The organism is Trueperella bialowiezensis, assembly GCF_900637955.1.
GTDB lineage: Bacteria > Actinomycetota > Actinomycetes > Actinomycetales > Actinomycetaceae > Trueperella > Trueperella bialowiezensis.
Genome location: NZ_LR134476.1, coordinates 1,790,651 through 1,805,356, shown reverse-complemented (window position 1 = coordinate 1,805,356; position 14,706 = coordinate 1,790,651). Strand labels below are relative to the sequence as shown.

Below are 14,706 nucleotides of genomic sequence, written 5' to 3'. Positions count from 1 at the left end.
GTGCCAATCCCGGCTTTGCCGGTGTTTTCTTGCTTAGCCATTGACGACCTCCTTCGATGCCAACGCTTCATCTTGCGGTACGCCAGCCATCATGAGGCCGAGCGCTCCTCGCGGAGTGTCTGCCGGCACGATGCCGTTCACCCGGCCGCGGTACATGACCACGATCCGGTCCGCGAGCGCCACCACTTCGTCGAGTTCCGAGGAGACGAGCAACACCGGCGTTCCGGAATCGCGCACGTCAACGATCCGCTTGTGAATGAATTCGATTGAGCCGACGTCGACGCCGCGGGTCGGCTGGTTCGCAATGAGTAGCTGCAGGTCTCGTGATAGTTCGCGGGCGACGACGACCTTTTGCTGGTTGCCACCGGACAGAGTGGAGACCGGATCGGTGACGGAGGTGAGGCGGACGTCGTATTCGGCCACCTTTTCGTGTGCGTTGTCCATGATCGCCTTCGGGCGCAGTGCCGGCCCTTTCGAGAAGGGCTCGTAGCGGTACTGATCTAGGATCAGATTTTCTGCTACGGAGAACGTGGCAATGATGCCGTCGGCAGAGCGGTCTTCGGGGATGAGCCCGATCCCGGCGTCGATCGCCTTACGTACGCTCGCTCCGGTGATGTCAGTGCCACCGAGCGTGATTTCTCCAGCTGCAGGCTCTTGCAGGCCCATGATGACTTCGGCGAGTTCCGTCTGCCCGTTGCCCTGCACGCCGGCCACGGCCACGATCTCGCCCTGGGCGACATCGAACGTGATGTCGTCAAGCGTGCGGCTTCCGGCGTCGTTGAATGCGGACAGGTTGCGTATCGATAGGCCCTCGCCACGTACGCGAGCCGGTTCCTTATCAACTTTCATCATGACTGGCCTGCCCACCATCATCGTGGCAAGCTCGGCTTCGGTGCTGGACGGATCGGCGTGGCCGACCACTTTGCCGCGGCGGATAACTGTGATGTCATCGGCTACGGCGCGCACTTCGCGCAGTTTATGGGTGATGAACACGATCGACGTGCCGTTGTCTGCCAGTTGGCGCATGATCGCCATGAGGTCGTCTGTTTCTTGCGGGGTGAGCACGGCAGTCGGCTCGTCCAAAATAAGAACTTTCGCGTCTCGGGAGAGCGCTTTAACAATTTCGACGCGCTGCTGGGCACCCACCGGAAGGTCTTCGATGAGCGCATCCGGATCAAGGTCAAAACCGAAGCGTGCCGAGACGTCGCGTACGATCTCGCGTGCCTTAGCGATGTCGATAAGGCCGCCAGCCTTCGTGGGCTCATAGCCGAGGGCGATCGACTCTGCCACGGTGAACACGGGAATGAGCATGAAATGTTGGTGAACCATGCCGATACCGGCTGCGACGGCGTCGCCCGGCCCGGAAAAAGAAACCGGTTTCCCATCCAGAAGGATCTCGCCCTCGTCGGCATCATACAAGCCGTACAGGACGTTCATGAGCGTGGACTTGCCAGCACCATTTTCACCTAGCAGGGCATGAATATGCCCTTCCTCAACAACGAGGTCAATATGATCGTTAGCTACGAGCGAGCCAAATCTTTTTGTGATGCCTCTTAGTTCGAGTTTCACTCGTTTTACCTTTCGCGTGTGGTTACGCCAGGAATATCCTGTGGCGGCGTAGCTGCCGGCTCACGAGGCCTAACGCCACCGGGAGGCTCGCCCACATTGGCGAGCCTCCCCCATGGCTGTCTACTATGCCGACGGCGAGTTCGGCGATTCTACCTTGATCTCACCGGACTTGATCTTCTCGGTGAGGTCATCGATTTCAGCCTTCAGCTCGTCCGGAACCTGGCTGTCAAGCTCGTGGTAGGGAGCCAAGCCCACGCCACCGTTCTCGAGCGTGCCAATGTAGGATTCGGGCGAGAAGTTGCCCTCTGCACCGGCCTTGACCGTGTCTTGGACCGCGGCCGAGATTTCCTTCATGACCGAGGTCAAAATCAGATCGGCGTAGTCCGGAGCCGTCTCGTGCCAATCGGAGTCAACACCGATGAAGTAGGCGTTGCCGGTTTCTTGGATCGCTGCTGCCGCGCCAAGACCAACCGGGCCAGCAACCGGCATGATCACGTCAGCACCCTGATCGAGGAACTGCTGTGCCTGCTGCTTGCCGAGCGTCTGATCGTCGAAGGAATTCGTGAACGCGCCAACCTGCTTGTCCTTGTCCCAGCCGAGCACCTTGACGTCCGTGCCCTTGGTCTCGTTGTAGTGCTTGACGCCGTCGACAAAGCCGTCCATGAAGATCGACACGGACGGAATCTGCATGCCGCCGAACGTGGCCACCGTGCCAGTCTTGCTCATTCCCGCAGCGAGGTAGCCGGCCAGGAAGGCTGCCTCTGCCGTGTTGAACACGAGCGGACGCGCATTATCAATGGTCACTGGCTGGTTGTCAGCATCGGTGAACGCCGAATCAACCAGACCGAAGTGCAGATCCGGGTTCGCCCTAGCCGCATCTTCGAGCGGTTGCTCCAGGAGGTAGCCGACGCCGATGATCATGTTACAGCCGTCGGCAACCATCGCTTCAACGTTCGGCGCGAAGTCGGCATCCGACTGCGATTCTGCCGTGCCCGTGGCAATGCCGAGCTCTTCTTTTGCTGCCATGAGCCCGTTGTATGCGGACTCGTTGAACGAGCGGTCGTCCCAGCCGCCAGCGTCGGAGACGATGCATGCCTTGTAGTCGGATGCGCCGTCTTCCTTCGTGCCGCCGGAGCACGCGCTCAGTGCGAGAGCGCCAGCTGCTGCCAGTGCGGCCAGCTTCTTGAATTTATTCACGTGATTACCCCTTCGTAAACCTCACGGTCACTGCCCGTGCAGTGAGCTCCACCAAGCTTAGCGGGTGCCTCACAGCATTTGCCTGTAATGATTCCATTGTGGAATGTGCCCGCCAGCGTGCCTACACTATCGCAGATGTTTTATTTTTTCACGATCTCATCTCAGGTGATGTAATCCCAGTTGCGGTAACTGGGAGACAGCATCCTTGACACCTTGCGCTTTATCGCGGGTGGTGACGAGAATCGCATCTTCTGTTTCAACGACGACGACACCCGGCACTCCGACGATGGCGATCGGTTTGGAGTGCGTCACGATAAGGCTGCCCGCAGAGTCGACGGGGATCACCGGTTGGCTGGTCCCACCCGGGGCCGTGAGCACGTCACCGCCCGTCACCTCAAAGAGTGAGGCGAAGTCGCCGACGTCGGACCATCCCATCTCAGCTGGGACTACGGCTACTCCGCCGTCGTCGGCTAACGGTTCGGCGATCGCGTGGTCGATGGCGATCTTCTTCAAGGTAGGCCACACGCGTTCAAGAACCTCCGCACGCTCGTCCGTGTCGTAGGCGCGGGCGATCTCCATGACTCCGTGGTGGAGTTCCGGTTCGAATCGTTCAAGTGCGCCCAGGAGCACGCTCGCTTTGGCGACGAACATGCCAGCATTCCACCGATACTGACCCGTGTCCAGATAGCGCTGGGCCGTCGAGGCATCGGGCTTTTCCACAAACTGCCTGACGGCACGGGCGCGCTGCGTGCCGTCGATCGGCTCGCCTTCCCAGATGTAGCCAAAGCCCGTGGCCGGATGGTCAGGGGTGATCCCGATCGTCACCAGGTAGCCGAGCTCGGCGGCCGTCTGTGCATCACGTACGGCCGCGTGAAACGCCGCCTCGTCACGAATCAGGTGGTCAGCTGCGAACGAGCCGACGACGACGTCGCCGTGCCGCTGAGAAATCACTGCCACTGCGAGCGCGATAGCCGCCATCGAATCGCGCGGTGAAGGCTCAGCAATAATGTTGTGCTGCGCGATTTCTGGCAGCTGCATAGCCACCGCCTGCTTGTGGCCCGCCCCCGTGACCACGGTGATGTCGGTGCTGATCAGGGTGAGCCGGTCCACGGTTTGCTGGATGAGCGTACGGCCAGCGCCCGTGAGATCAGTGAGGAACTTGGGATGGTCTTGGCGCGAAAGCGGCCACAGGCGAGTGCCAGCCCCACCTGCTGGGATGATTGCGTGGATCATGAGCGGTCCTCCTTGATCGCTGTCACGTCGCCTGGTTCAACCTTGGCGAGTTTGCGGTTTGTGGTGCGCCGAGTGTTGGTGTGGAAGGCTGCCCATGCGCCGTCGCGGTAGTTCTGCTCGGCCACGGCCAGCTCTTGGGTGGCCACCTCGGCGGCCTGGCGAGCCTTGTCCACTTTCGCGCGTGCTCGGCGCGCTTTCCAGCCGGTCCACTCCGGTACAGGTTCGGGTTCGGACTCCGGCGGATCGGGAGCGATGACGCCCGAAATGGGATCGTAGTTCCACTGTTTGGTGCGCGGATCGGATTCGGTCACGTAGTTCGGGGTTTCTTCCAGGTGTTCGATCTGGCTCGGGGTCGGCTCCCCCGGAGCTGGCGGATTGGCCGTCACACAGGCGGAAATGAGCAACAGGCGGGCCAGGAAGTTGACCAGCAGGAGGAGCGTTCCGGCAGTTGCCAGACCTGCCATGATCGCATTGTTCGATGCCGAGCCAACCACCGACGTTCCCAGGTAACGCAACGCGGCCGACCCAAGTGCGCCCACCATTGCGCCGATGACGAGATCTTTGAGCGGCGCGCGCACGCCTGCCATCACTCGGATGAGGAACATGACCACGGCCGCGTCAACAACAAAAGAGATCACGAAGGTCGTGGCGCTCAATAAGAACGAGGAAGCACCCGCCGTGAAATGAAGGAATTCCAGAATCGGTTCGGCGAAGAACCGCGCGGCCATGGCAGCAGCCGTGGTCACGAGTACCGACGCGCTAATGACGATGAAGCCGCTGAAATCTGCGAGTTTAGCAAGCACCGGATTACGCGTCACGCGGGCGAGCCCAAACATGGACAGCACGGAATTGCGGATACCCGTCATTAATCCGATGGCCGACCAGATGAGCACAATCGAGCTGATCACAGTGGCAGGGTTCAGCGGATCGTCAATAATGAGGACCTCGGGTTCAACAATTCCTTCACTATCTGGGCCGTTCATTTTCAACACGCCCGGCAGCGCAGAATCGATTGCGGCGAAAAGGTTTTCCCGCAGCTCGTCGTTACCACCCAACGTGTACGAAAATGCGGTCAGTAGCAACGTAAGCGTACTGGCCAGCGCAAACAGTGCCGAATAGGCGATCCCGCCCGATAGTTGCGGACCGCGGGCCTGCCCGTAGCGTTGAAACGCGCGCACAATACGCAGGTTCATCACCCAACCAGCGATCCTCGTACCTGCGGCCACGATCGCGGGCGGCTTATCCGTGGTCGTTATTTCGTATCGCACGCTCACCCTCCTGCCTAAACGTCGTAGCGCATGACCAGCGGGGCGTGGTCAGACCAGCGCTCCGCATAGCTTGGCGCCCGGTCAACACGCGCGGATACGGCACGCTCGGCGAGCTCCGGCGTCGTCATCTGATAGTCGATCCGCCACCCGGCGTCGTTATCGAAAGCCTTGCCGCGCTGCGACCACCACGTGTACGGGCCTTGCGCCTCGCCCGAAAGCTGACGGTGTGTATCCACCCACTGCCCGGCAAACCAGCGGTCCAAATAGTCGATTTCGGGTTGGAGCACGCCGGAAGTCTTGTTGTAGTTCGGCTTCCAGTTCTTGATGTCGCGTTCGGTGTGAACGATGTTGAAATCCCCGCCTACCAGCGCGTGCGGCACGTCGGCGCTCCGCTCAGCCAGTAACTCGCCAAGCCGGGCCTCCACGCGGTCCAGATGCGCGTACTTGGCCGCCATTTTCTCCGGATTATCCGCCACCCCAGAATGCAAGTAGGCAGAAACAAAGGTGGTGCCCAGCTCGGGAATTGTGGCCTCGACCCACCTGCCGGTATCCACGTCCGGCTCATTTTCGCCGATCCCGATCACCGCACTGGTGACCTCGAGTCCCTTGCGAACGGCGATGGCGACGCCCGCCCGCCCTTTAAGCGTAGAAGCCCGCTGGATGAGCGTGTAGTCCTCGCCCACGATGTCTGCCACGAGGTCTTCCGGGGCGCGCACCTCCTGCAGGAGGATGACGTCGGCTCCCGTTTCCTCTACCCAGTCGCGCATCCCTTTGCGCACCGCGGCGCGGATCCCGTTGACGTTGACAGTTGCTACCAGCACAGACTCTCCTCTTTCAGTTACGTGTAGGCCAAGTCGAGGCGTTCGGCCACCTCAACCACGTTGACCAAGAGCATCGCGCGGGTCATCGGGCCCACTCCCCCAGGATTTGGAGAAAAGTAGCCCGCCACCTCGCGGACAGCCAGGTCGATATCACCCACGAGCTTCGACTTGCCGTCCGCGCCGACTTCGCGGCTGACACCGACGTCGAACACCGCGGCTCCCGGCTTGATCATGTCAGGTTTTATCAGCCGCGGCGACCCGGCGGCAGCAACCACAATATCGGCTTGGCGGGTGTGTGCGGCCAGATCGCGGGTGCCGATATGGCAGGAGATGACGGTGGCGTTGATCTTTTCGTGTGTGAGCAGGAGCGAAAGCGGGCGGCCGGCGGTTTTCCCTTGGCCGACGACGCACACGACGGCGCCGTCCCAGTCCACGCCGTGGCGCTGGCCGAGTTCCACAATCCCGCGCGGAGTGCACGCAATCGGAGCCGGCAGCTCGCCTGTCGAGGTGCCGGCGAGGCGACCGACGTTGACCGGGTGCAAACCATCCACGTCCTTTTCCGGCAAGATCGCCTCCACGATCGCATCCGTGTCGCACTGCTTCGGCAGTGGAAGCTGCACGATGAAACCGGTGACCGACGGCGCTTCATTAAAGTGTTCGACGGCCGCAAGCACGTCGGCGGTCGATGCGTCCGCGGGCAGTTCGATACGTAGCGAGCGGATACCGACGTCGGCACAGTCACGGTGTTTGGCATCCACGTAGACCCGGGACGGGCGGTCGTCGCCGACGAGGATCGTCCCCAAGCCGGGCACGATACCCCGCTCGCGCAGCTCGGCAACACGCTCGCCCACTTCGGCTTTAATCGCGGCCGCCGTGGCCTTGCCGTCCATGACGATCATGCGAGCTGATCCAGCCCTTCGTAGAGCGGGAAATCCGCGGCGAGCTTAGCCGTGCGGGCGCGCAACCCGGCAATATCAGCCTGGTCGCCATCGCGAAGCGCCTGCGCGATCACGTCGGCCACTTCGCGGAACTGCTCCGCGCCGAAACCGCGGGTAGCAAGAGCCGGGGTGCCAATGCGCAGGCCCGAGGACACGGAGGCAGGCCGCGGATCGAACGGCACCGAATTACGGTTGATCGTGATTCCGACCTTCTCCAGCAGATCCTCGCCTTCCTGGCCGTTCATCTCGGCATTGCGCAGGTCCACGAGTACCAGGTGCACGTCCGTGCCACCCGAGACCACGGAGATTCCCTTGTCAGCAACGTCTGGCTGCAGCAGGCGTTCAGCCAGGATTTTCGCGCCTTCCAGCGTGCGCTTCTGGCGGTCCTTAAACTCGTCAGTTGCAGCCACCTTGAGTGCCACCGCCTTCGCAGCCACCACATGCATGAGCGGCCCGCCCTGCTGGCCGGGGAACACGGCCGAATCCAGCTTGCGGCCGAACTTTTCGGCGTCGCGGGAAAGAATCATGCCCGAGCGCGGCCCGCCGAGCGTCTTGTGGATTGTGGTGGTGACGACGTCGGCGTGCGGCACCGGGCTCGGATGCAAGCCGGCAGCAACGAGACCGGCGAAATGTGCCATGTCCACCCACAGGTAGGCGCCCACCTCGTCAGCGATCTCGCGGAACTTCGCAAAATCAAGGTGCCGCGGGTAGGCCGACCAGCCAGCAATGATCATCTTCGGCTTGTGCTCGAGCGCCTTCGCCCGCACGTCGTCCATGTGGATGAGGTGGTCCTCTTCGCTCACGCCGTAGGACACCACGTTGTAGTTCTTACCGGAGAAATTGATCTTCATCCCGTGCGTCAAGTGCCCGCCATGCGAGAGCTCCAGGCCCATAATGGTGTCACCCGGCTTGAGCAACGCGTGATAAATTGCGGCGTTCGCCTGCGCACCCGAATGCGGCTGCACATTCACGTATTCGGCACCAAACAGTGCCTTCGCCCGCTCGATGGCAAGGCTTTCAGCAACGTCAACGTGCTCGCAACCGCCGTAGTAACGCCGGCCCGGATAGCCTTCCGCATACTTGTTCGTGAGCACCGAACCCTGTGCCTGCAACACTGCGCGCGGCACGAAATTCTCCGACGCGATCATCTCGAGTGTGGTTTGTTGGCGAGATAGCTCATCGGTGAGCACCTGCGCGATCTCAGGATCAAGTTCGTCAATGGACATGGTAAAAAGGTCAGACATTCTGGCAATCTCCTCGTCTTCCTCAGCGTTAACCCAGGCGAACGGCCAACGCTTCCGTGTGCTCCCCGGTGGTAACCACCTACGCCAGTCGCATCGGCGCCAGTTTACCCCACGGCCCGAAAATTCCCACGTTCTGAGACGTGCGATCGCGCTGATTTGTTGCAAATGCGGGCGGCTGAAATGATCACTATATGGATACTGTTGCTGCCACTGATACTCCCGTTACGCTCATCGAGCTCCCTGTTGCGGATTCTGCCTGTGCGCAGGTGATCGGACCGGCGTGGCAGCGCGTCTACGATTTGGCCCGTGCCGAGCAGATTGAAGTGCGCGGGCATGCCGATTATTTGGCGCCCACGACGGCCGATTACCGGGATAACGTGATCCAGCCGCGCCACCTTGAGTTTCCGTTCTACCAGTTCGCTATCACCACCGTGACCGAACCGGTGTCGTTTAACGATCTCGAACCAGACGACGTCGTCGGAACAGCCTCCGCAGTATTACCGCAGAAGGAAAACACGTTCACATCTCATATCGGCATGTACATCGATCCGGACAGGCGCCGGCGCGGGTTCGGGCGGGCCGGGCTTGGCGAGCTACGTGGGTTCCTTCGCGAACACGGGCGTACCCAGGCCGAGAGCCGGCCGAATACGAGTATTTCTGACGACGGCGAGGCCATCACTCCCCGCATTGGAATCGGCACACTACCGGCTGGAGACCCTACGGTGGCTTTCCTGCAGTCAGCAGGTTTCGGTTTGGAGATGGTAGAAAAGGTTTCCGAACTCGACTTGGAGACGTTTTCTGGCCGGCTCGTTTCCGGGGCGATCGAGCCTCCGCCGCTTGCTGATTCGCTTGAGATCCTCATCTACTGCAACGACATCATTGGCAAGATCACGCCCGAGTTCGTGGCAGCCGTCAACGCGTTTAACGCTGACCACCCGCAATCGGATTCAGCAGCGGCCTTCACGACGACGGTCGAGGACTACACTCGCAACCTGCAAGCGTCCGCGGATCGCGGTAATGACCGGCGGATAGTCATCATCCGCGAACGCGACACACAGCAGGTGGTGGCAACCACGCACGCGTTCTTCCGCTCCAAAGGCTCGGTGGCCCAGCAGGTTGATACGTGGGTGCGCTCCGATTACCGTGAGCGCGGCCTGGCCACACTGGCCAAAATTGAGCTCTACCGCGAGCTGCTTATTCACCAGCCGCGTATCAAACGCATCCAGACCGAGAATGCCGAATCGAACGTGGGTATGTGCAAGGTCAACGACCGCCTCGGCTTTGAGGTGACGGCCGCGAATTCACACTGGGTGAGCGTTTACGACGGCGAACAGTGGGTGCCCGGCGGCAGCCGGTAACCCGCCCGTCGCTAGCTGAAGATGACCGTGCGCTGGCCGTTCATCATCACGCGGTGTTCGGCGTGCCAGCGGACTGCACGCGAGAGCACTTGGCGTTCTACTTCGGCGCCTTTGGCCATGAGTTCACGTTCGTCTTCGTCGTGTGCCACGCGGACGACATCCTGTTCGATGATCGGGCCTTCATCAAGGTCTGCGGTCACGTAGTGTGCGGTGGCGCCAATGAGTTTGACTCCCCGGTTGTGTGCCTGCTGGTAGGGGCGTGCTCCCTTAAATGAAGGCAGGAACGAGTGGTGAATGTTGATCGCCCGCCCAGCGAGTTTGGTGCACATGTCTTCGGACAGGATTTGCATGTAGCGGGCAAGAACCACGAGTTCCACATCGCGCTCGGTGATCAGCTCCCACAGGCGAGCTTCCGCCTCGGGTTTCGTGTCTTTCGTGATCGGAATGTGGATGAAGTCCTGGCCGTAAAACTCCGCAAGCGGGCGCAGCGTTTCGTGATTACCAACGACGCCGACGACGTCGATCGGCAACCGGCCCTCGTGTTGCTTAGACAGCAGGTCGGCTAGGCAGTGCGAGTCTTTGGTCACCATGATGAGCGTGCGCATGGGCCTGTTTGCCTGTGAAATCTGGTAGGTCATGCCATGGTTGGCTGCTAGGGCCGCGAACGCGTTTTCGATCGTTGGCAGCCCGCCGGGCACTTCCGCTTCGATTCGGACGAAGAAGTATCCCGACTCGCGATCATTGAACTGTTGGGATTCGAGGATGTTTCCGCCCACGGAGGCCAGCAGGCCGGTGATCGCGTAGGTGATCCCCGGCCTGTCCGGGCACTTGACTGTTAGGACCAGATTGTCATTACTCACGGTTGTCACAATAGGCGATATTACCCCTGCTTCGCCCGTGATGCCCATGCCGACGCAATCGCGGTGGCGAGTGCGAGCTTGACGAGGTCGCCTGGGATGAATGGGACGACTCCGACGCCGAGCACAGCGGCCGACAGCGGACCGCCCATCCCGGTTGCTGCTGCGAGCCAGATCAGGCCGGGCACGTACGGAATGGCAAGGCCTGCGGCGAACACGCCCATGGCGCGCCAGCCGGTCAGCGGCTTGCGGGAGGACATGTGGCCAACGAAGGCCGCGGCAAGTGCGAAGCCAATAATGAATCCGGCGGAGGCGCCGGCACCCGACGTTCCGGCCGCGAAGATGGGCAGGCCGGCCGCACCGAGCGCACCATACAGCCCGAGCGAAGCGAACGCGCGGCCTGCGCCAAGGCGCCAGGCCACGAGCACGACGGCCAGGGTCTGCATGGTGATCGGGACGGGGTAGAACGGGATCGCAATCTGAGCGGCAAGGGCCACAATCGCCGTGCCGGTGAGAACTGCTGCGATCTGACGTGCGAGAGTTGCCGCGGTGTGCGGCTGGTGTGCAACGCCGATCTGGCGGGAGGACATGCGCAAGGAAGAAAGGATATTGGTTAGATTCATTGGTGTTCTTTCGATGATTATCCAGCAGGTTAGTGGGGACTATCCACGCTAGGGATGACTAGGGACGAGCTGGCAGACGGCGATCGCGTAGTCGGCGTCGTGACTGAGCGAGATCACCGGGCGCATCCCGGGAACGGATGTGGCAAACGCGCTTGCCACGTCGCCGTCGAGTTCCACGTAGGGGCGGTCCCACGCGTCGGCCATGATGCGCACCTCGCTCATGTTGACCGATTCGGGCGGGAGCACAGGCGGCTGGCCAACCAGTGCGGCCGACCAGGCTTTGATGAAAGCTTCTTTTCCGGCCCAACGGGCGGCCAAATGGTGGCCTTGGTGGTTGCCGGTTGCTGCGGCTCGGCGCCGGGCAGCGCGGCGCTCCGCGGAGGCAAAAACCTCCGCGAACCGCGTGCCCGGCGCATCCAGCTGGTCGATGAAGCCGGGGATGTGGACGAGGTCCACTCCCAGCCCCACCGTGCCACGAGCCTCGTTAGGCATAGAATCCGTCCGCGCCCAGGCGCGCATCGGCGTCGAGCAGCATGGCTGCTTCTACTTCGTGCGCGTCGTAGTCCGGCGAATCGGCCTTGAAGCGGCGTCCGTCAATCGGAGCGTAGAGCTCGCGCCTTCCGATCATGCCCTGTTCGATGTGACGGGCACCGGCACGCAGGCGTGCTTCAGCGCGTGTACGCCACTGGTCTGCGGCCTCGCGGCCGTGAGCGCGCACAATCGCCGCTTCGAAAGCGCCCGGGTGCACGATCGCCATGAGCGAGGACACGTGGCCGAAGCCGAGCGAGGTGGCGAGCGCCGCCTTGATCGGTCCGCGCTTGCCCAGGTTGAGCGGGTCGCGCAGCCACACGAAGTAGTCGCGCTCGTAGAACACCGGATCCAGATTGTCGAGCGAACGGTTCGCCGGAACGATGCCCGTCTCAAACACCTGGGTCAGGCCCGCGATCTGGAACAGTGCCGCGCCGCCCTTCGAGTGGCCGGTCAGCGTCTTTTGCGAGATCACGTGCAGCGGATTGCCAGCCGTACGGCCAAGTGCCTTGGCCAGCCGGTCGTGCAACTCGGCTTCGTTCGGATCGTTCGCGTTCGTTGACGTGTCGTGCTTGGACAGCACCGAGATATCGTCGGGGCTCACGCCGAGCTTGGCAAGGTTGCGTGCCAGACGCGAGTCCTTTCCACCTAGGCCGGCTGCGAGTGCACCGAGTCCCGGAGCTGGGATCGAGGTGTGCGCGCCGTCGGCGAAGGTTTGCACGTAGCCGACCACGCCGTAGACCGGCAGGCCGAGTTCGAGTGCGAGGTCACCGCGCGCGATGAGCACGGTTCCGCCGCCTTGACCCTCCACGAAGCCGCCGCGGCGCAGGTCGCCTGCGCGGGAGAAGAAGCGGTCGTTAATCCCCTGCTCTTCCAGCGACTTCGAGTCGGCGGTGGCGTTCATGAAGCCGAACCCTTCGAGTGATTCCACCGAGATGTCGTCGCAGGCGCCGGTCACCACGAAGGTGGCCTTGCCTGTGGCGATCTTATCTACGCCCTCTTCGAGCGACACGGCCGCAGACGCGCATGCCGCCACCGGCTGCACCATCGCTCCGTAGCCGCCCACGTACGACTGCATCGTGTGTGCAGCAATCACGTTGGGCAGGGTCTCTTGCAGGATGTCCTGCGGAACGTCTTCGCCCAGGAAGCGCTCCACGAACAGTCTGCGCATCGAGCTCATGCCACCGAAACCGGTGCCCTGAGTGGAGGCGATCTGCGTGGGGTGGATCGCCTGCAACAGTTCGGCTGGTTCGAAGCCTGCCGAAATGAAGGCATCCACCGTGGTCACGAGGTTCCACACGGCCATCTTGTCCGCCGATTCGATCATCGACGCCGGGATACCCCAGCGGCTCGGATCGAAACCTTCCGGAAGCTGACCGGCCACGTAGCGTGACAGGGTCGTCTTGCGCGGAACCACAGCGGTGGCGCCCTTCTTGCGGGTGACCACCCAGTCCGGGTTGTCCGGGTTCGGCGCGCTGACCTCAGTAAACTGCGGGTCGGCAGCCTCGTAGGCGCGAGCTTCGGCCTCGGAGTCGACGGCAAAGGAGACCGGCCGGTCAAGGAACACCGTGACCATGTCAACCGTTCCGCCGTCCTGGATCGGGCCGTCGTCGGAAAGCCGGCGCACGCCGGCGCGTGCTACGACCTCGTCGCGGTAACGCGCGAAGATCTCGGATTCCTCGACGTAGTTGTCCTCGGCGTCGTACCAGCCAGCCTTCGGCGCTTCGTGCCAGGTCAAAAGACCCATCATCCATGCCAGTTCAAGCACGCCTGCCGCGGTGAGTTCGACCTCGCCGTCGGCCTGGATACCCAGTTCGGCGGACAGGCGGGTACGCGACGAGCCCCACGGGCCGGCTTCGCCCACGCCCACGATGACGATCGTGTCTTCGGGGCGTGCACTGCCGCCATCCCACACGTCGGCATACTCGGGCAAGCCCACCACCTGCGGGCTCGGGAGCGCCGAGATGGTTTCGCCTTCCGGTTCGCTGGCCGCTTCTGGTTCTTCCACGCGTGCGTTCTTTGCGAGCGCCGGGAAGTCCAGTTCGGCCAGCCCGCCGGTCAGATCGGCGTCGATCGGCTCACTAGCAGCCCGCTCGCGGGCCTCGGAGTTTGCCAGCTGCAGCAGCTGGTCGGCCATCTCGTCAGTCGACCACGTGCGTACACCGGCAGCTTCCGCGGCTTCGACGAGCGGATCGTTTCCACCCATGAGTCCGGTTCCGCGCACCCAGCCGATGCGGGCGTGCGCGATGGAGGCGCGCTCGGCCCACGGTTCGACCTTCCACTTGTTGACAATCGCGTCGAACGCGGCCTTGACCTCGCCGTAGGCGCCGTCGCCACCGAACAGTCCGCGGTTGGGTGATCCGGGCAGCACGGCGTGCATGCGGTGGCCGACCATCGTATCCGAGCCGATCTTCGCCAGGCCGGTGAGCAGACGCTCCAGACCCCACAGCATGAGGCGTGCCTGGCTTTCCGTGTCGGCCCCGGCGTCGTCCATCATGCCGTGTACGCGCGGCGCGGCGAACGGGAAGAGCAGATCCGGGATCATCGCCGGCTTCTTCTCCTGCGTCTTGCCGCCCACCGTTTCGCGAACCGGGTTTTCTACCCAGTCCACGAACGCGTCGATGTCACGGTACGACGACAGGTTTGCCGGTACCAGCCACAGCGCAGCATCCCCGCGTGCGTTCTCACGGTAGAGCTTGCGCCCAGCCAGCAGACGCTTCTGATCAACCCGCGACGCGGTCGCAACAACCGTGGCTCCCCCTGCGAGCAGACGCTTAGTCACGGCTCCGCCAATCGAATCCGGAGTCATACCGGTCACGACGGCGATCTGGCCACTAAACTCGCCCTTCGAGGTGTCGAGGGCCCGGCTAGCGATCTGCCGCAGCAGGTCGCGCACCTCGTCAGACACGTCCGCGTTATCCGCATAGTACTCCGCCTGGCGTGCTACCTCCGGGCCGGTACCCGTGAAGCTGTTCAGCGTACAGCCACCCGCATCAACGGTCAGTTCGCCGTTGACGATGCGAGCCAAATCCTCGCGGGCGCTCGCCCAACGATCATTGAGCAGCACGGC

12 protein-coding genes and 1 riboswitch are annotated in these 14,706 nt (G+C 62.5%); of the genes, 1 reads left to right on the top strand and 11 read right to left on the bottom strand.

The window, feature by feature from the left end:
- Positions 1-33: 33 nt before the first annotated feature.
- From EL234_RS08135 to glyA, 7 genes are all read right to left on the bottom strand, one after another.
- Positions 34-1,569: an ABC transporter ATP-binding protein gene (locus EL234_RS08135; RefSeq protein ID WP_126416979.1), complete on the bottom strand. Its 1,536-nt coding sequence runs from the start codon at positions 1,567-1,569 to the stop codon at positions 34-36.
- Positions 1,570-1,692: 123 nt separating this feature from the next.
- On the bottom strand, positions 1,693-2,766 hold the full coding sequence (locus EL234_RS08130) for a BMP family lipoprotein (protein ID WP_126416978.1): 1,074 nt from the start codon (positions 2,764-2,766) through the stop codon (positions 1,693-1,695).
- 156 nt (positions 2,767-2,922) lie between these two features.
- The gene (locus EL234_RS08125; RefSeq protein WP_126416977.1) at positions 2,923-3,999 is read right to left on the bottom strand and encodes a mannose-1-phosphate guanylyltransferase; all 1,077 of its coding nucleotides are present in this window, start codon (positions 3,997-3,999) and stop codon (positions 2,923-2,925) included.
- On the bottom strand, positions 3,996-5,267 hold the full coding sequence (locus tag EL234_RS08120; RefSeq protein ID WP_126416976.1) for a YihY/virulence factor BrkB family protein: 1,272 nt from the start codon (positions 5,265-5,267) through the stop codon (positions 3,996-3,998). Before EL234_RS08120 ends, EL234_RS08125 begins: the two co-directional genes overlap by 4 nt.
- A 14-nt stretch (positions 5,268-5,281) precedes the next feature.
- The gene (locus tag EL234_RS08115) at positions 5,282-6,088 is read right to left on the bottom strand and encodes an exodeoxyribonuclease III (RefSeq protein WP_126416975.1); all 807 of its coding nucleotides are present in this window, start codon (positions 6,086-6,088) and stop codon (positions 5,282-5,284) included.
- Between the two features lie 17 nt (positions 6,089-6,105).
- Positions 6,106-6,987: a tetrahydrofolate dehydrogenase/cyclohydrolase catalytic domain-containing protein gene (locus EL234_RS08110; protein ID WP_241968993.1), complete on the bottom strand. Its 882-nt coding sequence runs from the start codon at positions 6,985-6,987 to the stop codon at positions 6,106-6,108.
- Positions 6,984-8,270, bottom strand: a complete 1,287-nt coding sequence (gene glyA / locus EL234_RS08105) for a serine hydroxymethyltransferase (protein WP_126416974.1) — start codon at positions 8,268-8,270, stop codon at positions 6,984-6,986. The genes EL234_RS08110 and glyA overlap by 4 nt, the downstream gene beginning before the upstream one ends.
- A gap of 24 nt (positions 8,271-8,294) precedes the next feature.
- Positions 8,295-8,372, bottom strand: a riboswitch (ZMP/ZTP riboswitch).
- Positions 8,373-8,461: 89 nt separating this feature from the next.
- Here glyA and EL234_RS08100 point away from each other — a divergent pair.
- Complete coding sequence (locus EL234_RS08100; RefSeq protein WP_126416973.1) at positions 8,462-9,628, top strand: GNAT family N-acetyltransferase; 1,167 nt, start codon at positions 8,462-8,464, stop codon at positions 9,626-9,628.
- An 11-nt stretch (positions 9,629-9,639) separates the two neighbouring features.
- Here the strand turns inward: EL234_RS08100 and purU are convergent, their stop codons facing one another.
- Genes purU through EL234_RS09525 form a run of 4 tightly spaced genes read right to left on the bottom strand, consistent with a single transcriptional unit; the run spans position 9,640 to position 14,703 of the window.
- The gene (gene purU, locus EL234_RS08095) at positions 9,640-10,536 is read right to left on the bottom strand and encodes a formyltetrahydrofolate deformylase (protein ID WP_126416972.1); all 897 of its coding nucleotides are present in this window, start codon (positions 10,534-10,536) and stop codon (positions 9,640-9,642) included.
- Positions 10,509-11,108 carry a biotin transporter BioY gene (locus tag EL234_RS08090; RefSeq protein WP_126416971.1) on the bottom strand — a complete coding sequence of 200 codons (600 nt, stop codon included), beginning with the start codon at positions 11,106-11,108 and terminating at the stop codon, positions 10,509-10,511. Before EL234_RS08090 ends, purU begins: the two co-directional genes overlap by 28 nt.
- A gap of 48 nt (positions 11,109-11,156) precedes the next feature.
- Positions 11,157-11,600 (bottom strand): holo-ACP synthase AcpS, encoded by a 444-nt coding sequence (gene acpS / locus EL234_RS08085; RefSeq protein WP_126416970.1) that lies wholly within the window; start codon positions 11,598-11,600, stop codon positions 11,157-11,159.
- On the bottom strand, positions 11,593-14,703 hold the full coding sequence (locus EL234_RS09525) for a beta-ketoacyl synthase N-terminal-like domain-containing protein (RefSeq protein WP_322787197.1): 3,111 nt from the start codon (positions 14,701-14,703) through the stop codon (positions 11,593-11,595). Before EL234_RS09525 ends, acpS begins: the two co-directional genes overlap by 8 nt.
- Positions 14,704-14,706: the final 3 nt, after the last annotated feature.